Genomic DNA, 21,999 nt, shown 5'->3' on the forward strand with positions numbered 1-21,999 from the left:
GCACCACTGCCGGCAGCAGCACCATTCTTATTGCTGCCGCTGCTGTTGTATAAACCCAGTAATGGGAAAAACGACCCGGGCATAGTTTGATAAGACCCATAACTCTGTTGCGCCTGTGCATGCACTTCGGGGAATGTTTGTTGCTGCACCAGCTTTTTATTGAGCAGATGCTGTTCAACCAATTCTTTTTTAGCAGACACGGATGGGTATTGAAGCGTCTTTTGCCAGACATCTTCTAGCGTATATATTTTCTTTTGGGCAAACAGTATATTGTTTATTAGCAACAAAAATGCTGCCAGCACGAATATCTTATAAGTCATTTTTTCTTTCGGTGTAAATTGAAAAAAGGCCGAAATCAGCTACAAGCTGAAGGCAATTACGGTGAACTAAAGAGTAAAGAAAAAATCAAATACGCAACCGGAGATGTTGCAAAAAAAGAGGAAGTGTAGAATAATGGTATGATACTAAGTGAGTATAATCATAACTTACTCCGCTTAAAAAATAATTTATATCAAAACCAGGTTGCCTGGTGATATTTGTCAAGTATAGCGGGTCTGAAAAATTAATTTGTTTTGATAAGTCTGTTTTTACAAGAAAAATTTCTTTCGTAACTATTAAGCAATTATCAGTAGAATGATAATCAACAATACTACCCTGAATATTATTTGTTTGACCGATTTTTCCCGTAGCTGAAGAATTAGAAACATAGTTGTTTTGAAGCAACTTCTTTAAAGGGCACGATAGAACCAATATCATGACGGCAAGCGCAAAAACTAAGGATGAATATATATTGCCCCTAAGAGATATTCTATTTGCGACATTAACCATTGTGGTAAAAATACATTGATATTTTTTAAAAAGGGTAGATAGGCGACAATTAAACGTTAATAAAAAATTAATTCTTTTCACTAGTGTTTTGATGTTGTAAATATAAGTTCTTTGAAAGTCTTGTTGGTATTGGGTTTCAGCGGTTTTATAGCCTAACACGATTTGAAAAGTTTTAGGTTTTTGCTTAATATAACGCCTTGATAATCAATTTATATGAATCAAGGCGCCAATTTGTTCTCTCAGCTTATTTCTCTCATTTCGCCAACCAGTTTTAAAACCTGTGTTAAAAGAAATAATGGCGATTATAAAACCAAACATTTTAATTGTTGGCAACAATATCTCTGTATGGTTTTCGGCCAACTTACTTACCGGGAAAGTTTATCAGATACCATACTTTGTTTAAAAGCCAACTCTAATAAATTAAGGGCATCTTTAAAAACCATAAGATACGAAGCACTGTTTTAGTATAAACAGTTGTCTGAGATAAAAACAATAAACATGTCAAAAGCAAGAGGATTATTTACGAACAAATACGGATGGAGAAGCTGAGTAAAAAACAAGACCCGTTAGAACGGCTGAGTAATCATATTGATTTTGAATTTTTCCGCAAACCCCTCCGACAATTTTTTGATAAGGAAGTTGACCGTAGCAAAGGGGGGCGTCCGGCCTATGATTATGTGCTGATGTTTAAAGTGCTTATCCTGCAGCGATATTATAACCTGAGCGATGATACAATAGAGTATGCCATATTAGACCGGTTGAGTTTTATGCGTTTTTAGGGTTGGGTATTAACGACCCCGTACCGGATGCCAAAACGATATGGTTGTTCTGGGATAAACTCACTACCGGTGGGTATGGTAGAGAAATTATTCAGCCACCTGGATAAGCAATTAGATAAAGACGGCATCATAGTACACAAAGGCAAATTAGTAGATGCCTCTATTGTAGAAGTACTTGTGCAACACAACAGCCGGGATGAGAATAAACAACCCAAAGAAGGCAACATACCCCTGGAGTGGGATGAAAATAAACTGCGCCAGAAAGATACCGATGCGCAGTGGGTAGCCATAGAACAAGTATGCCGCATTAAAAATATTGAGAGCTGTATCCATGAAAAAGGGTACCGGGGTAATCCGCTCACCAAACGACAACAACAACGCAACAGAAACAAATCCGGTGAGGCACGCTCCACATCACCTCAAACAAAGTGGATAAAAACCTAAGCAATAGGTTTTTCCATTTTTAACCTTCAAAACCCAACTACATCCATCACATCCTGATTTAAACAATTAGAACCGTTGGTACCCGGGACGACATTATTACCCAAAAGACAATCTTACAAAAGGTTGCCCTTTTTGATCACAATAATGACCGGTTATTTGTTTTAAATACGCAATGGTATACTGCCAAAATGCAAGGTGACTTTTGGTGTCGTTTTGCTATTTACAAATGTATTTTAACTGTTACCCGCTGTATGGGTTGGTGCCTATACATCGTATCTTGTCCAGTAACAGCCGCGGGCTGTAAAAAAAGTGCTTGTAGTCGCTTTGCAGCAGCAACAATGGATATACCCTCTTTCAACCACTTCATTACCATACCCGTCATACGTTGTTGTAACCCTTTTTGCTTAGGTAATTGTTGGTATATTTTACTGGCAATGGGTGATGCCAACTTCAGCCATTCGCTGTATTGGCATTGGGTAGCAAATACAGGATCACGTTCAAATCGTTTTTTATCGAGAGAGGTTTTGCTGCGTACTAATTGACGGCATTTACATTATATAAAATTAATACGATATATGTTACGCTGATATAAAATGAAGATACTGTTGCCATAGCATATTAATTTTTTGTGTTTTCAACATACAACTTTCAACAGGCAGTTTCCAATTTTTTTTGGTATAAAATGGGCTTTTTTTGGGTGTAGAAAATGCCCATTTGCAGAGCATACAAAATCCATTCATTTCCTTGCTTACAGCGTTGCGCAACGCTATTGAGTGGAACTTGTATCGAGGCAGGGTAAAATATGTATTGGTTAGTAGTCGTTACTTTTTTATGGTATGGCTTCTATGCTTCAAAATAAATGACAGTTACAGTGCCGCCCCGCCGGACAGTTAATGCTGATTTTATTTGATGGCTGTATGCTTTGTTAAGGTTTTTGGTCAATTTTACTTTGCCAAAAAATCTTCTATCATTCTGCACATAAAAAAATTGGAACCAACGGCCGCTAAATTGATTTGCAATCCATAAACTTCTCTCGTTCCAATTCATACAAAAGCCAGAAAGATTGTTTATTTTCAACGATGCTATTGTTCTTGTTTTAAGAATTGTTGGCTCAAAATATGCATATGAAAACACTTTTTTTATTTTCCAAACAATCTATCCATATTGGCTGCATAGCATTGATATTGGGTATGTTGGTGGCTTGCCACTCTAAACAGTCGCAACAATACGCCTCCTGGCAGGTTTATGGCGCTAATAAAGAAAACAATCATTATTCATCACTTACACAAATTGATACCAATAATGTTGCTTCATTGCAACCGGTATGGGAATACCATTGTGGTGATGCAGGTGAATCAACACAAATTCAGGTGAATCCAATTATCGTAGATGGTGTTTTATATGGCGTTTCGCCACAATTGAAATTGTTTGCATTGAATGCAGCAAACGGACAACAAAAATGGAGTTTTAATCCATTGCTCGATACGGCAGGAGCTGCTAAAGCCACCGGCTATTTTATGATGAATGTATGTCGGGGTGTAACCTATTATGCAAATGGAGCCAACTACCAATGTATATTTTATGCTGCCGGCGCTAAATTGTATTGTATCAATGCATCCAATGGAAAACCAATTCTATCATTTGGCAACGGTGGGAGCATTGACTTACACCATGATTTGGGGCCAAGGGCACAATCATTATATGTGGCTTCCACTTCACCGGGCATTATTTATAAAGACATGATTATAATTGGCACCCGTGTTGCTGAAGAAATGCCTGCAGCACCGGGTGATGTGCGTGCTTACGATGTACATAGCGGCCAATTGCGCTGGATATTTCACACCATTCCGCAACCCGGCGAACCGGGTTTTCATTCCTGGGATGATACCTCTGCTTACCGTCAGGTGGGTGGCGCTAACGCCTGGGCAGGTTTTAGTATGGATGAAGAGAAAGGTATTGTGTATGTACCCACTGGTTCTGCTGTATATGATTTTTATGGCGGTTTACGCCTTGGCAATAATCTTTTTGCCAATACACTTATTGCTTTAAATGCCAACAATGGTAAAGAAATCTGGCATTATCAAACCGTACACCATGATTTATGGGATCGAGACTTACCAACGGCACCGGCTTTGGTTACCCTTACCATAAACGGTAAAAAAATTGAAACAGTAGCACAACCCACTAAAACCGGTTTTATATTTTTATTCAACAGACTAAATGGTAAGCCTATATTCCCGATTGAGGAACAACCTGTGCCCACATTCAGTGAATTAACCGGTGAACAACCGGCACCTACCCAACCTTATCCTGCTTTGCCGGTTCCTTTTGCAAGGCAATCGCTAACTGAAAAAGATTTGAATCATTTAGTTTCCGATTCTTCTTTTAATGAATTGAAACAAAGGCTATCTCGTTACAAAACAGGCAGTTTGTTTATTCCTCCTTCAAAAGAAGGTACGGTTATTTTTCCCGGCTTTGATGGCGGAGCAGAGTGGGGTGGGCCTGCTGTAGACCCAACAAACGGTATATTGTATGTAAATGCCAGTGAAATGCCATGGATTTTAACGATGGTGGATGCAAAAAATAAGGTACCACCTACCGGTGAAACCAATCTTCAGGCGGGTATTCGTTTGTACCGTACACATTGTATGGCTTGTCATGGTACGTCAATGCAAGGCAGTGGCAATTATCCTTCGCTTTTTCAAATAAATAAAAAGTACAATAAAAATCAATTTGAGGCATTGTTAACTTCGGGCAGAAGAATGATGCCTTCTTTTCAACAATTAACGCCGGAAGAAAAAAATGCATTGGCTGCCTATGTGCTTGCAATAGCTGCACAACAACATCAAAAATTTATTGCACCTGCTAAAACATTCACTAAATGGGATAATATGCCCTATACCTCAACGGGCTACAATAAATTCTTATCGCGTGAAGGCTATCCGGCAGTGGCACCACCCTGGGGTACTTTAACGGCTATCAATTTAAACACAGGACAGTTGGTATGGAAAGACACTATAGGCGATTATCCTGAATGGAAAGCAAAAGGTATTCATACTGGTACAGAAAACTATGGCGGTCCTGTGGTAACGGCCGGCGGCTTGCTGTTTATTGCGGCCACCAGCGATGCTAAAATTCGTGCATTCAATAAAACGAATGGTAAGTTATTGTGGGAGGCTAATTTACCTGCATGTGGTTTTGCAACACCTGCCGTTTATGCAGTTAATGGCAAACAATATGTTGTTATTGCCTGTGGTGGTGGAAAATTAAAAAAACATTCTGGCGATAGTTATGTGGCATTTGCCTTGCCTGATGCACAAAAATAATTTTGTTACTGGCTTTTTGTTGGTATGGCAACAACTGTTGCGTCGCACACTTGTACGGCAGATGGTAGTGGCAACTTTTCTACGTCAATAATTGAACGTTAGTTTAAAAAATAATTGAAACGTTTTTCATTTTCTAAATCCAAATGCAATGGCTTTCTGTTTCATTTTTTGGGTAAGTGTGTGTAAAACTTCTTCCGATAATTTAAATCGTTCATAAGTATCAATATCACCCGATTCAATTTTTTCTAATCGTTGGTACCAGTCGCCCGGATTAACCATATCTCCCAAGCGCCTGGGTACAATATGCATGTGTAAATGAGCAACTGATTGGCCGGCAACTTCACGTTCCTGAATAGCCCAGTTAAATGCATCGGTACTAAATACCTTACACAATAAAGCTGCAGTGGTTCTTCCCAATTGCATAAATTCTGCCAATTCATCTTCTGTTAATTCAAATAAACTTTCCTTATGTTGTTTAGGAATAACCAATGAATGCCCGGGAAGAATAGGAGATATATTATATATCACTGCAAAATTTTCTGTTTCTAAGTAGAAATCATTTTTTTGTTTGTTGCAAAAGGGACAATCTTGCATAGATTTTTTTTATTCTTACAAAATTAAACAAACTTGCCCAAATGCACTACCGTGCAATAGTTTTAAAACCCTTGGTAAAATGCTTATATAAACCGATTAAAAGTAATGCCGGATATACCTTATTGTATTACCTGTAAATAAAATATTATTTATGGTTTAGTAACATATTTTTCCAATATGTTACGCACATTATCGTACGAGTTGTATAAATATTTTTCAATCTCTTCCTTTTGAATCCAATGTATCCATTCTATTTGCTCTTTTAATTCGGGCATCACATCTAAATGGGTGGTTGTTTTCATTTCAAACCAATGAATTTCTTTGATGGCCTCCTGGTGTAATGTATTGTCAAAATATTCATAATGTGTTATACCTGCACTACCGGTAATTTCAAGCGTTTTTAATCCGGTTTCCTCTTTTACTTCCCGCAAAGCGCATTGTTCGTAACTCTCATTCATTTGTAAATGACCTTTGGGCAAATCCCATTTTCCATACCGAAGTATCATGAGCAATTCATCGTTTTCACTCCAAACAATACCCCCGGCTGCATAAACAGTTTGTATCATAATTTCAGTTTAAACATATGGCTAAATAGCTGTTTTCAAGGTAATCTTTTTTGTAAAAAATGCATTCTATGCGTATAAAGTATTTAACTTCAGTTGTTTTTTTTTGGCTGCATTAATTCCGGTAAACCGGTTTGTTTAAAAATGGCTAAACCTAATCTTTGCTCAGATAATCCCCGTTTGCATTTGTAATCAAAAATTAGTTTATCTGCTTCCTGTTTCGTTTCAAAATAATAAAATGCAATTTTTTTATTGTCTTGTAATGTTGCATATATCTCGGTTAAATGGGTGGCAATTATAAAAAAACTTTGGCTCCATTGCAATGCCAATTGTGTAAATAATATTGTACAGTCTAAAGCATCTTTAATATTGGTGCCTTTAAAAGGCTCGTCAATAATTACGGCTACTGACTTATTTTTTTGCAAACAACCTGCCAGTAATTGTATTCTATTAATTTCTGCCTGAAAATAACTTTCTCCTTTCGATATGCTATCGGTAATGCCTATAAATGAAAACAAATCTTTTACTACGCTAATTTTACCTGCTGTTGCAGGAATTCCCATACCCAAATGTGCCAATAAAATAGAATGTGCAATGGCCTTTAAATAAGTGGTTTTGCCAGCCATATTAGGCCCGGTTACAAACATGATGTTTTGTTGCGTCAATACAGCATCGTTCATTATCGGTTCTTTTACGAATAAATGCCTCAAATTTTTTATTTCCCAAAAACTTTCTTCCCTTATTTCAGGAAAATGCAGTTGATAAAGCGTGCAGGCATGTGCCATTGACATGGTGGCATCTGTTTCATAAATCCATTCTAAAATATTTTTGATGTTATCCGTTACTTTTCTTCTCATCAACATATCAACATAAAGGGTGGCAAATGCAGATCGTTTAGCCAAACCTGCTGAATTGGGCGACAATATATTATTTAAAATATGTTGTATTTGTTGCTGTATAAGGATGGTAGACAGGGATGTTGCAATAGGATGGTTAGTAAGGAATTGCTCTACATCTTTCAACAGGTTTTGTAAGGATACAATATTCGAATGTAGATAGTGAAAGTAATCCGGATGTTGCCATTTAAATAATTTTGCTTTCCATTGGTGATAGGCATCTTTTTCCAAATTACTGATTTGGATGTTGGATTGTAGGTATAATTCAGCCATAACAATATTCCGTTCCTGAATGATTTGATGCCATTGCTGAATAAGTGGCATGCATTGTTGAATGGTTTGTTGCGTTTGCCGAATAACCTGAGCAGGCAAAAATGGCTGTACTATTTTTTGTTTTAAAACGTCTTCACCTCCTTGGGTAATGGTATGGTTCAGCAGATGAAAAAGATGGTTATTTTTTCCTTCTGATGATTCCAATATTTCTAAATCAATCAAAGTCTGGCTATCCATATCATACAGAATGGGTAAAACAATTTAAGTTATTTTTCATTGTTTCCAATGTTGTAATGCTGCCTTGTGTATTAAAATTTAATTCATTTGTTTTTTGCATGGTAATGACCATTTCCTGTTCTAATGTATTGAATAACTGTTGCACCTTTATTTTAAAATCTGAATTGAACTTGCGAAACGATTCCTGTATTTTATATTGCGCCTCGTAAATAATAGAGGCAGTATTTTGGACAATAATTTCATGGTACTGCTGCAAAACAGATTGCACAATGAGCTGTTCTTTGCTTTTTTTGGTGAGGTAAAAAAGTGGATTGTTTTTAGTAATGATGGCTTCTTTATCAAGCCCATTTAAAGTAATATAAGAAGCAGTGTATGCCTTCCAGTCAAATTTTTCAACAATTGTTTCAATACCTGTATTCAGATAATCGGAGAAATGAATGGCAATGTTGTGTAAAATGTTTTTTGAGTTCAACAAATATTGTTCAAGTATTTGTTTGAATTGTGCTTTACTGCTTTCTTCCAATTGTGTTTTTAACTGATCAAATCCGGTACGTATAATTTGATTGAGTGTTTTAATTAATTGTTGTTGATACTGTTTTTCTAATAATTGATAGGACGGGTGCAAATATCTTTCAATCAGTGCAATTATTTCTGTTTCAATACCTTTAGCTTTATCATTACATTGTACATGCACTGTTTCGTTGAGTTTTTGAATATAGTGTTGCAATATGGCATGAAAGCCTTCTATTTCATTCAATAAAACAGATTTGGTAGCCTGAAAATTGTTGACTCGTTGATTCAATTCCTGAACAGGCATTTGCAAATTATCCAGTCTTAATTGAATGAGTGAACGAATGCTTTGTTCAATCAATGCCAATTGCCTTTCTGTACTTTGTTGAACAATGGTTGGTTTGTTTTGTGCAATATTCTTTTCCAGTAACTGAAGTAGATTATCTATTCCTGAAGTAGCCATATTTCCGGCTAAATGAGTATTGGCCGAAACCGGTATAATGGCTATTTCTGCTATGGGTATGTTGCAATGTTCCGCAATCATTTTTTTATTATGCGCCATCATTTTTTCTAAATCGGATATATTGAGCAAATCTTTTTTGTTTTCAACAAAAACAATATCATTTACCTGCAATTTCAGTTGTGCTAAAAATTCAATATCTGATTTTGAGATGGGCATATCGGCGCTCAGTACAAATATGGCTACATCAATTTTTGTTAAAAATTGAAGGGTGGTATCGGTATTGTGTTCCAGCGATGAACCTACACCCGGCGTATCGATGATGGTAATTTGCTGAAGTATGGGTGCAGGATGGTACACAATAACATGCGATACATTTTTTATATTCTCCGGATTTTCTTCTTCACTCACATATTGCTGTAAACAGTGAAGGTCATTTTTTTCTGTTTGGTTATTTTTGTACACAATTTCAATTCCGGGAAAAGCAGCATACTTTAACAATGTAATAATGGCTGTAACCGGAACTACACCGGTGGGCATTATATTTTGGCCAATAAGCGCATTAATGAGTGAAGATTTACCTCTTTTAAAAAAGCCGGTAATCACAACATTTATTTCTGCGCTACTCAATTTCTGCTGTAATTGCATAATTTCATCCGCCAGGTTTTGCTGCTCTAATTGAATGGCAGTTTGATGTAATAATTGAATATATTGGGCACCGGTTGACATAAGAGTTATCTATTTAATAGAAAATTATTATATGCATCTGATAAACCGAGCGAAGCAATTTTTTTGATAACAGTTTTTACGGGGTATGCTACAAACTCAAACTGTACATGAACTGCAGCCGGTTCAGACAATGCTGCATCTTTCTTTATGTTTAACAGGGTATAACAAGCTCTATTATTCCCTTGTTTGGGTTTTCCAACGGAACCCACATTGACGGCATGCCGGTATATTTTTTTATTTTCTGCTTCACAAAATATAGGCCTGTACCAGGGTTTGTGCGTATGCCCCATGCATAAAATATCCGCTTCAATACTTTCCATCATCTCTAATAAATAGGCATCATCTGTACTTTCTTGTACATATTCTAAATTTGAAGTAGTGCTGCCATGCACCATTGCAATGGTAATGGTATGATACACCCCCTTGATTTCTATTTTAAAAAGGAAAGGTAAATTTTGTAAATAAGCCCTGTTGCTATTGGTTATATGTTCATTCACCCAACGGATGGAATCGATGCCAAATTGTTGTTGGGCTTTATTGGCAAAAGAATAAGGAAATATTTTTTTTGAATAACCAATGCCTTCATCATGGTTGCCCTGTAAACAAGGGATATTATTTTTTCTAATCAGGTCAATCACTTCATTATCCCATCCTGCAAAATTTACCAAATCGCCCAGGCAGAAAATAGCATCCGGTTGATGTTTTTTAATATCGTTGAGTACAGCTTTTAAAGCCGGTAAATTGGCATGTATATCGCTAATCAATGCAATTTTCATAATTATCTATTTTTGATTTTATTCGGTCACTCATGTTATTAGTATTTGAGTAATCTTACCGCATAGTAAATATGTAAAGGGCTTTTTTTTATTCCTTTAATTACGGTATCAATATCATAATCTAACCTGTAAAAATTTACTTGTAATGCTTCAGGATCATATTTAATATCTTTTTCGGTATCTATTTCAACTATGGCATAACAGGCATGCCAGCTTCCATCTTTAGGGCTGCCAACTGAACCGGGATTAATAATGTGCTGGTAGGTTTTTTTGCCATTGATGATTCTTTCAATTTGTTTGTGAAATGATGCATGTGTGTTCCCAATCATCAAAACATCTGCCGCCTCATCATCTAATATTTTTGATAATTCTGCTTGTTTATAAAATCGATAAATGCGTTCGGTATTGCTATTGGGTGTGCCATGTGCAAACAATAAAGTGCGCTGCTGGTTACCGGTTACTAATTTTACTTTTAGGTTTAAAGGCAGTGCACGTAAAATGGCTTTACGTTCTTCCGTAATTTGTTGTAATGAATATTGAATGGCATCTAATCCCCATTCAATTTCTTCTCTGCTCCCATAAGAAAAAGGATATTTTGCTTTGTTGTTGCCAATTCCCTCGTCGTGATTGCCGAGCACACTGGGTATATGGTATTGCTGCATAAAATCAATTACTTCATTGTTCCAGATATTTTGGTTTACCCAATCACCCAAACAATAAATGGCATCGGGCTGCTGTTTTTCAATATGCGCATATACTGCTTTTAAAGCTGGCAAGTTGGCATGCACATCACTAAATACAGCAATTTTCATTATATTTCATTTAAAAATTTGGAAATAGAATATCCTGAATCAGTTGGTGTGTTGCAATTGAAACTGATTCAGGTAACATTCATATGTTTTGTTTCAATGGTTAGAAGCGTTTATGCCGTTATGCCGAATTTATCTTTATACAATTGATGACTTCTGTTTACACAGGCCTGCGCTTCTTTTTTTCCATACATATCACCAACGGTTACCACTTTGTTCTCCAATGCTTTATACCCTTCAAAAAAGTGTTTTAATTCTACCATGTGGTGTTCCGGAATGTCTGATAAATCCTGAATATGCTGATAGGCTGGGTCGTGATGGGCAACGGAAAGTATTTTGTCATCAATACCGTTTTCATCTTCCATGTGCATAATGCCAATAATTCGGGCTTCTACAACACATAAAGGCTGAATATCGAATGAGCACATTACAAGAATGTCTAAAGGATCTCCGTCATCAAAATAAGTTTGTGGTACCAGCCCGTAATTCATGGGGTAGTAAATAGAAGAGTAGAGTACCCGGTCTAATCGAAGCAGGCCCGATGCTTTATTCAATTCATATTTCATTCTGCTTCCTTTTGGAATTTCAATGATGGTATTTACTACATTGGGTATATCGTTTCCGATTGAAATGTGCCAGGGATGTTGCACTTGCTGAATAATTTTATCCATAAAACTATTTGTTTTTAAATGCTTTAATGCCTGCAAATTTTGCTGACTTGCCTAATTCATCTTCTATACGGAGCAGTTGATTGAATTTGGCAATACGTTCACCTCTGCAACCACTGCCTGTTTTTAAATGACCTGCATTGGTAGCTACTGTTAAGTCTGCAATGGTGGTATCTTCCGTTTCGCCGCTGCGGTGTGAGATAAAGCAGTTATAATTGTTTTTGTAAGCCATTTGGATGGTATCAATGGTTTCTGTTACGGTTCCTATTTGGTTTAGTTTAATTAAAACAGAATTGGCAATACCTTCATCAATGCCTCTTTGTAAAATGGATGGGTTGGTGCAGAATATATCGTCGCCGGTTAATTCAACTTTGTTTTTTAATTGGTTGGTTAATAATTTCCAGCCTTCCCAATCATTTTCAGCCATACCATCTTCCAATAAAATAATAGGGTATTGTTTTATCCAGCTATCCCAAATATTTAAAAGTTCCTCTGAGCTCATTTTTTCTTTGGTAGATTTAAAAAATACATAGTGTCCATCTTCCCACATTTCACTGGTAGCGGGGTCAATACAAAGCGAAATGTCTTTGCCGGGTGTATAGCCTGCTTTTTGAATGGCTTCTAATATCACTTCAACTGCTTCTTCATTGGATTTTAAATTGGGTGCAAAGCCACCTTCGTCACCCACACCGGTGGAATACCCTTTCTTATTGAGAATGGATTTAAGTGCATGAAATGTTTCTTCACCCATCCTGATACTTTCTTTAAATGAAGTTGCATTGTGCGGTGCAATCATGAATTCCTGAAAATCTACATTATTGTCGGCGTGTTTTCCGCCATTGATTACATTCATGCAAGGAACGGGCATGGTAAATTTACCGGAGGTATTTAAATACCGATATAAAGGCATGTTTAATGTAGCTGCCATTGCACGGGCATAAGCCATTGATACGGCTAATATGGCATTAGCACCTAATTTGGCTTTGTTAGGAGTGCCATCTAATGTAATCAGTGCATTGTCAATGGCCTGCTGCGATTCAAATATTTTACCGGTAAATTGTTTTGCAATGGTTTTGTTTACATTATTAACAGCCCGGGTAACTCCTTTCCCGCCATATCGTTTGGGGTCATTATCACGTAATTCTACTGCCTCTAATTCACCGGTACTGGCACCCGATGGTACTATCGAACGACCTTTAATTTGGCGAATTATTTTTTTACTGCCATTTAATGGAGCTTCTATGGTAACTTCTGCTTCAACAGTTGGATTGCCTCTGGAATCTAATACTTCTCTGGCATAAATTTTTAAAATTTTCATATTGTTTTATTTATTTGTTTGAACAATTTAATTGAACGACTTAATTTAGGATGCGTATCATTTCATTAATAGCATTGGTAAATGCATTTATTTTTTTTTGATAATCATCCATTAATACTGCGTCTGTAATACCATATCCTTTCATCGAGTCTGCTCTTGCACCGGTAATATCTTCCCACAAAAAATTGGCTTTTACGTTTAATTCTTTTTTGAAATTAATTTGTTGAATGGGTACCCGGTAAGCTCTACAAAATTCTGAGAGAAGCTGATATAATGCGTTTAATTTTTCATGTATTTGTGCAAGCAGTTGCAGATTAGAAATGTTTTCATACTGAATAGATACCTGTTTTAACGGATGCTGGTGTGCAAGCAGTTGCAGTTGCATGTCTAATAATTTTTTTTCAATCATATAGGCAATAGCATTGAACACGTGCTGTTGTTTTTCCGGGATGGTATACATTGGGTTATCTAATTTGTTGTGTATGAAAATATTGTTGAATTTTTCCTGAAATAGCAGCTAGCAGCACTAAAGCGATGAGTTGTACAATAATAGAGAATGCCACCAGTATTATAATTGAATAATCATATAAATAACCCATTAATGCACTGCCTGCAAACCAAAACAATCCAAATACGGCATTAAATACACCGAATGCTGTTCCTCTTTTTTCAGGAGGAATAAAATGTGCAACGGTTGCTTTTACTATCGATTCCTGAGCACCCATACCAATACCCCATACCACCATGCCGGCAATGGCCCAATTCATCCCTCCCAAAAACACCATCGGGCCAAAAAACAAAGCAATGAGTAAAGTAAAAATGAGGGCTTTGGTACCTATTTTATCAAATATTTTACCTAATATTAATGCAGCAATACCATCGCTTGCCATTGCCAATGCGTACAGCAGCGGAATGATATCATCTGCCATTAAATGTGTGCTTTTAAAGTGAAAGGCAATGAGTGGAAAATCGGCATATCCTAGTGCTATAAAAGCAATGGCCATTAAATATTGCCAATACAGTTTTGGGTATCCTTTGGTTGCAAGTGCTTTTGTTTTAATTTCTAAATGCTCCGGATGCGGGTAAATATTTTTTGCATAAATAAGAAGGCTGATGGCAATAATGGCAGGTATAAATAAAATGATATATGCACTTTGATAATTATTGTTTTTGATAAACAATGCTGCACTTACCAATAATGGCCCAATGGTAGCACCGGTTTGGTCTAATGCTTCGTGCAGGCCAAATCCCCAGCCTTGCCCCATCTGGTGTGCGCCGAATGAAAGCATGGCATCTCTGGCAGGTGTTCTGATGGCTTTCCCTATCCGCTCTAAAATCATTAGTACAATGGCCAGTTGCCAAAAACCCACAAATGCCAGAAGGGGAACCGACAATAAATTAATGCAATAACCCACTAATGTAATGGCCCAGTAATTTTTTGTTTTATCGCTCAAATAACCTGAAATTACTCTTAGGCCATAACCCAATAATTCTCCTAATCCTGCTACCCAGCCAACTGTTGTTGCTGAAGCACCTAATACTTCCAGATAGGGGCCATTAATACTTCTGGCAGCTTCATAAGTCATGTCCGAGAAAAGACTGGTGCATCCTAAAAGGATTACAAAAACGGTGGCTTTTTTTAATTGCATATTTTTTAATTGGATGAAATAAAATGACTTTTTAAGCATCCATCAAAATATATCTAAGTGTTCAATACCTGTAATATTTGAGGGATGTTCAAAAAGAAAGCCAGGCGTCATCATCCTTTGTAAAAGGCGGTTAAATTGGGTGGAACGCCATCACCTGAAAATTAGCAATGTGTGTTTCATAGACTTTATTTATGTCATACGAGGTGGGGTAACCAATACCGGTATGGTAGAATGCCGAATAATATATTCAGCCGTAGAGCCTGTTAAAATTCTGTCTAATCCACTGCGGGCATGGGTACCCATTACAATTAAATCAGCCTCCCATTCCGAAGCAATGTTTAAAATTTCTTTTTCCGGAATACCTTCGGGTGTAAAACGAAAAACTTCTGTTTTGCCATCATACAATTCAATATATTGCTGAATGGTTTTATCTGCTTGCTGTAACAGCAAAGTTTTGCTTTGTTCCGGGGTAATGCCCAAATCGGCACTCACTATTTCTTTCGATTTATTAATCACATATACAACACCTACCACAGCTTCTAAAGCCTGTGCCAATGTAAAACCGGCTCTGGCTGCTTTAATGGCATAAGCACTATCATCAACGGCAATTAATATTCTTTTATATTCCATAAATAAAAATATTTCATGTATTTAAAATTATCGAATTAAAGTAGTTCCTCCAAATGTGGCTAGTATACCTATTGTTAGACTTAATAAGGCATACAGAAAAAAGTAAAATAAATTACCCTGTCTGATTAAGCTGATACTTTCATAAGAAAAACTTGAGAATGTTGTAAAGCCACCGCAAAAACCGGTAATCAGTAACAGGCGCCATTCTAAAGTTAGCCAGCTGTATTTATTAGCAATACCATAAAGCAGGCCGATGATAAAACATCCCAAAATGTTCACTAAAAAAGTTCCCATTGGGAAACTGAATGAGCCCATTTTGTTCACCATTACCTGGCCCAGGTAGCGTAAAATACTACCCACTGCACCACCTAAAGCTATAATCAGCAAGTTCTTCATAATCATGAAATTGAAACGGATTAATCAATGTCCCAAAATTCAACTTCTTTGTAAATTACAATTTTTGATTGTAACAGATCTTTGTGTTTCAGGAAAAAATCTTCTAATTTTTCTTTTTTGTCAATTAATTCCACACACATGGCCAGTTTTGAATTATCGCCTTCAGCACTAAAAGTTACAATATTACCATCTGTGCTAAAGCTGGTATGGGTGCTATGTGCAGAAGCATTGATAATGCCATCTTTTTTAGCTTCCGCTACAATATGCATGTAGGCCGATTTTGGAAATAGCTTTCTAAATAAAGTTCTGTCGCCATGCCTAACTTTATGTGCCGGCTCAATATAAATCTCTAGTTTTCCAAGAGAGTGGCTCTTGATTTTTTTAACCATTGTTTTCTTTTTTTAATACGTTTATCCCTTACATCGTGTAAGGTTTTGTCTGTATGGTGATGTAAATTTCCTACTTTAGAAACTGCTACTCTTTGTGCGTGGTAAATGCCTGAATGGCCGCTGAAATAATAGGCAGTAAAGCAGGCAACGGCATAGTATATTACATTTTCGCCACCAAATAATTCAATGCCCATAAATGTACAGGCAATGGGTGTATTAGTAGCACCGGCAAATACAGCAATAAAACCCAAACCAGCCATTAAATCAATAGGGGCACCTGTAATAACGCTTAATGTATTACCTAACGCAGCACCTATAAAAAATAGTGGGGTTACCTCACCGCCTTTAAAGCCCATGCCCAGTGTAATTGCTGTAAATAGTAATTTCCAAAACCAACTAAAATAAGTGGCTCCACCTTTATGAAAACTGCTGATGATACTTACACCATTTTTGTTGGGATTGGTAACTCCTAAACTTAAATAATCCTGTGTGCCAATAATATAGGTAAGTGCAATAATGATGAAACCTCCTACAACAGGAATCATCCATTTTTGAGGGATCCATTTATTACTGTAATTTTTAATGGTATGAGCTGTTTCTGCAAATGCAAAACCGGCTAATCCAAATAAAATACCAGCTCCAATTACTTTGAATAGCAGCAATAAATCGAAGTGAACATATTTAAAGTAAGTTTTATCTACTGAAGCAAACAGAATATGGTATTGGGTATGATGAATGCCCCAGGCGCCACAGGTAATATCGGCAAGAAAACTGGCAATAAAGCAAGGTAGTAGTGCATCATGTTTAATGCGGCCTAATGCTAATACTTCTAGCGCAAATATGGCACCGGTTATGGGCGTGCCAAATACGGCACCAAAACCAGCTGCTACACCGGAAGTGAGTAACATTCTTACATCTTCTCTCGTTAATTTGAATTGCCTTGCAAAGAAATTTGCCAAACTGCCACCCACCTGAACGGCAGTACCTTCACGACCGGCTGAGCCGCCAAAAAGATGTGTGATGATGGTGGCAACAATAACTAATGGTGCCATTCTTGCCGGTACGCCACCACCGGGTTCATGAATTTCATCCATAATTAAATTATTACCACCCTCTGCATTTTTACCGGAAAATTGATACAAAAAATGAATCATTATTCCTGCAAGAGGAAGTAACCATAATAGCCAAAGATGTGTATAACGAAAATTAATAGCTCTATCTAATAGCCATAAAAACCATGCAACTAAGGTACCTACTGAGATGGAAACAGGAATTACAAAAAGGGTCCATTTAAACAGGTGTGATACAATAAAAACGTGCTCAAAAGAATTTTTTATTCGCTTCATTCCTACAAATTAATGAATATTTAAAAATATTTCCGAATCTTAATTTGTAGGCGCCATCATCCCTTTTTATGGGGCAGTTAATCGGTGGACACCATCACCTTTGCATAATGTACTGCAAATATACTAGTCAATTTTGTCAGAAAAAAATGGAATCAGTTTATTATTTATTTCTAATTCATTTCTAATTTCTTTAGATAATCTTTTGTTGGTTGAATTACTTAATCGTAATATTGCGATATGTTTTTTATTTTTTGTTATGGGTACATCAAAACTTGAATTATTTACCAAGGAGCAAAATGAAATTGCTGCAATAGCTAAAGCATTGAGCCACCCGGCTCGTATAGCTATTATTCAGTCTTTATTGAAAAAAAATTCTTGTGTATGTGGCGATTTGGTTGAAGAAACCGGGTTAGCTCAATCTACTACTTCACAACATTTAAAAGAATTAAAAAATGCAGGAATTATTCAGGGTTCCGTAGATGGTGTGAATGTTTGTTATTGTATTGATGTAAAAACATGGACAAAGTACAGCAATTTATTTGCAAAATTTTTTGAAGCGGCAACCCATGTGAAAAGTCAATGTTGTTAATTATTAAATTTTATAAATATGAAAACAGATCAGGAATTAAAAGAAATTGTAAAGCAAAAATATAGTGAAATTGCTTTACAGGATAAAACAACCAATGCATCATCATGCTGCGGTGCCGGTGGATGCTCAACTGAAGTGTATAATATTATGAGTGATGATTATACTGCTTTAGAAGGCTATACTGCCGATGCTGATTTAGGTTTGGGATGTGGCCTGCCCACTCAATTTGCACAAATAAAAACGGGTGATACGGTTATCGATTTAGGCAGCGGTGCGGGTAATGATTGTTTTGTTGCAAGAGCAGTCACTGGTGTTTCAGGAAAAGTAATTGGGATTGATTTTACACCTGCTATGATTGAAAAAGCACGTGCCAATGCTGAGAAATTAGGTTTCAACAATGTAGAATTCAGACAGGGCGATATTGAACAAATGCCCGTTACTGCCAATGTTGCCGATGTAGTGGTAAGCAATTGTGTATTGAATTTAGTGCCCAATAAAGATGGTGTGTTTAAAGAAATTTTCCGGGTGTTGAAACCGGGTGGCCATTTTAGTATTTCAGATGTGGTTTTAGTAGGTAATTTACCTGAGGCATTAAGAAAAGATGCCGAAATGTATGCCGGATGTATATCGGGGGCTATTCAAAAAGATGTTTATTTAGAATTAATAAGGGTAAACGGATTTGAAAATATTATCATTCAAAAAGAAAAACCCATTATTATACCTGATGATATTTTATTAAATTATTTAACTCCGCAAGAAATAGCAGCCTTTAAAAATGGCACTACCGGTATATTCAGTATTACTGTATTTGCACAGAAACCTGAAAATGTAAATGATTGCTGTGCACCGGGCTGCTGCTAAAATAAAAAATTAATTAAATGTTATGTATTTAACCATTCAAACTTATTGCAATTCATTAGCAAAGCAATTTCATTCTATTGCATCTGACAGGAAAAAACTACTTTCATCTGTCAGTGATTTTATTAAGCAGCAAAAAGCACAAAATAAACCTGTGCAGTTGGTATACATTTGCACCCATAATTCGCGGCGTAGTCATTTTGGGCAGGTTTGGGCAGCAACTGCTGCTGCCTATTATGGTATATCCGATATTTATACTTTTTCAGGTGGTACAGAAGCCACTGCTTTTAATCAAAATGCCATTCAGGCATTAAAAAAAGCAGGATTTGAAATTTATTCAGATGGTCAGGAAAAGAATCCGGTATATCAGGTTTGTTATGGTGAGGAGGAGTGTACCACCTGTTTTTCTAAGGTGTACCATCATCCGGCCAATCCAAAAGATAATTTTTTAGCTATTATGACTTGTGGAGAAGCAGAAGCCAATTGCCCGTTTATACCCGGCGCTACTGGGCGCATAGCTACAACCTATGAAGATCCTAAATTGTATGATGGCACAACGCAGCAAGAAGCCGTTTATGATGAGCGGTGCCGGCAAATTGCTTTGGAAACTTTATATGTTTTTTCTTTAGTAAAATAGTGGTACCTAAGAACAGAAATGCGATATCGTTGTCTTTTGATGATATCCCATTTTTTTGATGCTTTAAAGTTTCATTTACATATCCCAAACCAATGCCGATGCACCCAAAATAGCTGCATCCGATTCGTTTAAATGACTCACTAAAATTTTTACTTTGTTTTGAAATACCTGAATCAGGTTTTCTTCCATATGTTTTTTGGTAGGGCTTAAAATTAAATCGCCGGCTTTGGTTAGTCCACCGAACAATATAATGGCTTCAGGGCTGGAGAACATAATGAAATTAGCCAATGCCATTCCTAAAATTTTACCGGTAAATTCAAAAATTTCCTGTGCCAGTGCATCCCCGGCAATAGCAGCTTCATATACTTTTTTTGAATCTATTTTTTCTTTCGGAATTTTTCTTAAAATACTTTCTCTCTTACTATTGGCTAATAATTCAAGTGCAGTGGTGGTAACGCCGGTAGCAGATGCATAACTTTCCAAAGATCCTTTTTTGCCGGTACCCGGATGGTATCTGCCATCGGGAATGATAGTGGTATGACCTAGTTCACCTGCAAAACCATCATGGCCATAAATGAGTTTACCATTGGCCACTATACCACTACCTACACCGGTACCCAAAGTAATCATAATAAAATCTTTCATGCCTTTGGCAGCGCCATACATCATTTCGCCTAACGCAGCCGCATTGGCGTCGTTGGTTAATACTACCGGTAATTTAAATTCATCCTGAACCAATTTCGCTAACGGTAAAATGCCTTTCCAGGGTAAATTAGGTGCATATTCTACTGTGCCGGTGTAATAGTTGCCATTAGGAGCACCTACACCAATACCTTTAATACGACCAATGCCTCCTGCTTTTTCAATAAGTGGGACTAAATTTTGTTGCAGGTCTGCAATAAAAGTTTCTATTTCAATATGCTTTTTTGTGCTGATTTCTGATGAAAATAATACATTTCCCAACCGGTCTACAATACCAAATTTGGTACCAGTACCACCAATATCTATACCTATTGCTAATGAATCGAGTGTGGAAGTTGAGGTTGACATGAATAATACTTTTTTAATATGATAGTTATAAATTAATGTCCTGATGCCACTTGTGAATCAAAGTCTAATCCCTGCGCTTTTAAAACAGATTTTAATTTAATGGCTAAAAATGCAAGTGCAGCAAAACAGCAAGCAGCAACTACATAGGAAGGATGCATGCCAAAAGCATCGCCCAATGCACCTTGAAAAGGCGGGATGACTGCACCACCTAAAATCATCATAATTAAAAATGCTGAACCCTGACTGGTATATTTTCCCAATCCGGCAACGCCAAGTGAAAAGATACAAGGCCACATAATTGAACAACATAATCCGCCAAATATAATGGCATAAACTGATATAATACCGGTAAGGGTTGTGCCTATAATCATTGAAATGGTTCCGAGTACTGCCAGCGTTAATAGGGTTTTGGCAGGTTTTTCCTGTCCGTAAAAGAATGCAGCAATGGCAATAATAATACAAACAGTATAGGGTAATAATTCCATAATATCATTTCCATATAAATGATTTACAAACAACACAACGCCAAATGCAATAAAGGGTACAACAATAGTGGCAATTTTTTTACCCATGTTCGATAAATTGAATACACCAATGGCACCTGTCCATCTTCCAATCATTAAACTGCCCCAGTATAAAGAAACAAATTTTGAAATCTTACTTTCATCCAATCCCATTTGTGTTAAATAACCGGGTGTTTTTAATAATGCACCAAAATTGTTATCAATAGTAACTTCCGTTCCCACATAAATAAAAATTCCTATCATGCCATATACCAATTGCGGGTATTTCATGGCACCCCATCCATCGTTGTTTTTGATGGCTTTATTGTTCGAATAAAATAAGGTAAAGAAAACAACGAATAAGGTTACAATCAGTAATGGTAATTTTTCAATGTTGGTTAACTGCCCTACAATAATGATGGCAATAATTAATCCGGTAAGAATTATTAAAGATTTAGATGCATTTTTTGAAGCTTCAAACTTTGCTTCATTTTTGCCATCGGGTAATTTTTTGGATAATGCAAAAAATAGTGCCACCGCCAAGAATACGCTGGCTACAATTAAATACAAATTATTGATATTGGTTACAGTTACATTTTCTATGGCAGTTCCAACTGAGCCAAACAGAAAAAAGCTGACAATAATGGGGCCCAGTGTGGTTCCAAAAGAGTTAACTCCGCCGGTAAGATTTAAGCGGTGCGACCCCGTTGCAGGATCGCCCAATGCTATGGCAAAAACCAGA

The 21,999-nt window shown here is 36.7% G+C and carries 26 protein-coding genes and 2 riboswitches; of the genes, 7 read left to right on the forward strand and 19 right to left on the reverse strand.

The window, feature by feature from the left end; genetic code table 11:
* The coding region (locus tag A0F92_RS15455; RefSeq protein ID WP_253810050.1) for a hypothetical protein at window positions 1-200 on the reverse strand (200 nt) is incomplete at its 3' end.
* Between the two features lie 205 nt (window positions 201-405).
* Complete coding sequence (locus A0F92_RS15460) at window positions 406-987, reverse strand: hypothetical protein (RefSeq protein WP_167516738.1); 582 nt, start codon at window positions 985-987, stop codon at window positions 406-408.
* A gap of 54 nt (window positions 988-1,041) precedes the next feature.
* On the opposite strand from A0F92_RS15460, the gene A0F92_RS01780 reads away from it, so the two are divergent.
* The 3 genes from A0F92_RS01780 to A0F92_RS01790 all read left to right on the forward strand — a co-directional run bounded on the left by A0F92_RS01780 (window position 1,042) and on the right by A0F92_RS01790 (window position 2,051).
* The gene (locus A0F92_RS01780) at window positions 1,042-1,293 is read left to right on the forward strand and encodes a DUF4372 domain-containing protein (protein ID WP_068241076.1); all 252 of its coding nucleotides are present in this window, start codon (window positions 1,042-1,044) and stop codon (window positions 1,291-1,293) included.
* 71 nt (window positions 1,294-1,364) lie between these two features.
* A complete protein-coding gene (locus tag A0F92_RS01785; RefSeq protein WP_068241078.1) occupies window positions 1,365-1,607 on the forward strand; it encodes a transposase in 243 nt (80 codons plus the stop codon).
* 75 nt (window positions 1,608-1,682) lie between these two features.
* The gene (locus A0F92_RS01790) at window positions 1,683-2,051 is read left to right on the forward strand and encodes a hypothetical protein (RefSeq protein WP_068241080.1); all 369 of its coding nucleotides are present in this window, start codon (window positions 1,683-1,685) and stop codon (window positions 2,049-2,051) included.
* A gap of 220 nt (window positions 2,052-2,271) precedes the next feature.
* Here the strand turns inward: A0F92_RS01790 and A0F92_RS01795 are convergent, their stop codons facing one another.
* The gene (locus tag A0F92_RS01795) at window positions 2,272-2,499 is read right to left on the reverse strand and encodes a hypothetical protein (protein WP_068241082.1); all 228 of its coding nucleotides are present in this window, start codon (window positions 2,497-2,499) and stop codon (window positions 2,272-2,274) included.
* Window positions 2,500-3,175: 676 nt separating this feature from the next.
* Between A0F92_RS01795 and A0F92_RS01805 the strand changes: the two genes are divergently transcribed.
* Window positions 3,176-5,377 carry an outer membrane protein assembly factor BamB family protein gene (locus A0F92_RS01805; protein ID WP_068241121.1) on the forward strand — a complete coding sequence of 734 codons (2,202 nt, stop codon included), beginning with the start codon at window positions 3,176-3,178 and terminating at the stop codon, window positions 5,375-5,377.
* A gap of 126 nt (window positions 5,378-5,503) precedes the next feature.
* On the opposite strand, the gene A0F92_RS01810 is transcribed toward A0F92_RS01805, so the two are convergent.
* The 14 genes from A0F92_RS01810 to A0F92_RS01875 form a co-directional block, all read right to left on the reverse strand.
* Window positions 5,504-5,971, reverse strand: coding sequence for an HIT family protein (locus A0F92_RS01810; RefSeq protein WP_068241087.1), 468 nt, complete (start codon window positions 5,969-5,971; stop codon window positions 5,504-5,506).
* 149 nt (window positions 5,972-6,120) lie between these two features.
* A complete protein-coding gene (locus tag A0F92_RS01815) occupies window positions 6,121-6,537 on the reverse strand; it encodes an NUDIX hydrolase (RefSeq protein ID WP_068241089.1) in 417 nt (138 codons plus the stop codon).
* Between the two features lie 89 nt (window positions 6,538-6,626).
* A complete protein-coding gene (locus tag A0F92_RS01820; RefSeq protein ID WP_068241091.1) occupies window positions 6,627-7,940 on the reverse strand; it encodes a MutS-related protein in 1,314 nt (437 codons plus the stop codon).
* Window position 7,941: 1 nt separating this feature from the next.
* Window positions 7,942-9,639, reverse strand: a complete 1,698-nt coding sequence (locus A0F92_RS01825) for a dynamin family protein (protein WP_068241093.1) — start codon at window positions 9,637-9,639, stop codon at window positions 7,942-7,944.
* Window positions 9,640-9,644: 5 nt separating this feature from the next.
* A complete protein-coding gene (locus tag A0F92_RS01830) occupies window positions 9,645-10,415 on the reverse strand; it encodes a metallophosphoesterase family protein (protein WP_068241095.1) in 771 nt (256 codons plus the stop codon).
* A 38-nt stretch (window positions 10,416-10,453) separates the two neighbouring features.
* Window positions 10,454-11,227, reverse strand: coding sequence for a metallophosphoesterase family protein (locus A0F92_RS01835; RefSeq protein ID WP_068241097.1), 774 nt, complete (start codon window positions 11,225-11,227; stop codon window positions 10,454-10,456).
* 110 nt (window positions 11,228-11,337) lie between these two features.
* Complete coding sequence (locus A0F92_RS01840) at window positions 11,338-11,895, reverse strand: inorganic diphosphatase (RefSeq protein WP_068241099.1); 558 nt, start codon at window positions 11,893-11,895, stop codon at window positions 11,338-11,340.
* A 4-nt stretch (window positions 11,896-11,899) separates the two neighbouring features.
* Window positions 11,900-13,210, reverse strand: coding sequence for a phosphopyruvate hydratase (gene eno, locus A0F92_RS01845; protein WP_068241101.1), 1,311 nt, complete (start codon window positions 13,208-13,210; stop codon window positions 11,900-11,902).
* A gap of 40 nt (window positions 13,211-13,250) precedes the next feature.
* Complete coding sequence (locus A0F92_RS01850) at window positions 13,251-13,670, reverse strand: hypothetical protein (RefSeq protein ID WP_068241103.1); 420 nt, start codon at window positions 13,668-13,670, stop codon at window positions 13,251-13,253.
* Window positions 13,671-13,674: 4 nt separating this feature from the next.
* Window positions 13,675-14,859, reverse strand: a complete 1,185-nt coding sequence (locus tag A0F92_RS01855; RefSeq protein WP_167516739.1) for an MFS transporter — start codon at window positions 14,857-14,859, stop codon at window positions 13,675-13,677.
* Window positions 14,860-14,953: 94 nt separating this feature from the next.
* Window positions 14,954-15,023, reverse strand: a riboswitch (Fluoride riboswitch).
* Window positions 15,024-15,048: 25 nt separating this feature from the next.
* On the reverse strand, window positions 15,049-15,489 hold the full coding sequence (locus tag A0F92_RS01860) for a universal stress protein (RefSeq protein WP_068241107.1): 441 nt from the start codon (window positions 15,487-15,489) through the stop codon (window positions 15,049-15,051).
* Between the two features lie 27 nt (window positions 15,490-15,516).
* Window positions 15,517-15,885, reverse strand: coding sequence for a fluoride efflux transporter CrcB (gene crcB, locus A0F92_RS01865; protein WP_167516740.1), 369 nt, complete (start codon window positions 15,883-15,885; stop codon window positions 15,517-15,519).
* Window positions 15,886-15,905: 20 nt separating this feature from the next.
* Window positions 15,906-16,274 carry a DUF190 domain-containing protein gene (locus A0F92_RS01870; RefSeq protein ID WP_167516741.1) on the reverse strand — a complete coding sequence of 123 codons (369 nt, stop codon included), beginning with the start codon at window positions 16,272-16,274 and terminating at the stop codon, window positions 15,906-15,908.
* The gene (locus A0F92_RS01875; RefSeq protein WP_068241111.1) at window positions 16,235-17,620 is read right to left on the reverse strand and encodes a voltage-gated chloride channel family protein; all 1,386 of its coding nucleotides are present in this window, start codon (window positions 17,618-17,620) and stop codon (window positions 16,235-16,237) included. Before A0F92_RS01875 ends, A0F92_RS01870 begins: the two co-directional genes overlap by 40 nt.
* Before the next feature lie 40 nt (window positions 17,621-17,660).
* A riboswitch (Fluoride riboswitch) is annotated at window positions 17,661-17,728 on the reverse strand.
* Window positions 17,729-17,753: 25 nt separating this feature from the next.
* Between A0F92_RS01875 and A0F92_RS01880 the strand changes: the two genes are divergently transcribed.
* From A0F92_RS01880 to A0F92_RS01890, 3 genes are read left to right on the forward strand one after another with little or no spacing between them, the layout of a single operon-like run.
* Complete coding sequence (locus tag A0F92_RS01880; RefSeq protein ID WP_317038885.1) at window positions 17,754-18,209, forward strand: ArsR/SmtB family transcription factor; 456 nt, start codon at window positions 17,754-17,756, stop codon at window positions 18,207-18,209.
* Between the two features lie 18 nt (window positions 18,210-18,227).
* The gene (locus A0F92_RS01885; protein WP_068241113.1) at window positions 18,228-19,070 is read left to right on the forward strand and encodes an arsenite methyltransferase; all 843 of its coding nucleotides are present in this window, start codon (window positions 18,228-18,230) and stop codon (window positions 19,068-19,070) included.
* A gap of 22 nt (window positions 19,071-19,092) precedes the next feature.
* Window positions 19,093-19,704: a low molecular weight phosphatase family protein gene (locus tag A0F92_RS01890; RefSeq protein WP_068241115.1), complete on the forward strand. Its 612-nt coding sequence runs from the start codon at window positions 19,093-19,095 to the stop codon at window positions 19,702-19,704.
* 75 nt (window positions 19,705-19,779) lie between these two features.
* Here A0F92_RS01890 and A0F92_RS01895 read toward each other — a convergent pair whose 3' ends face one another.
* Both A0F92_RS01895 and A0F92_RS01900 read right to left on the reverse strand, forming a co-directional pair.
* Complete coding sequence (locus A0F92_RS01895) at window positions 19,780-20,754, reverse strand: ROK family protein (RefSeq protein WP_068241117.1); 975 nt, start codon at window positions 20,752-20,754, stop codon at window positions 19,780-19,782.
* A gap of 32 nt (window positions 20,755-20,786) precedes the next feature.
* Window positions 20,787-21,999, reverse strand: a 1,213-nt coding sequence (locus A0F92_RS01900) for an MFS transporter (protein WP_068241119.1), incomplete at its 5' end; no start/stop codon positions are given.

This window comes from Hydrotalea flava (genome assembly GCF_001623405.1).
Lineage (GTDB): Bacteria > Bacteroidota > Bacteroidia > Chitinophagales > Chitinophagaceae > Hydrotalea > Hydrotalea flava.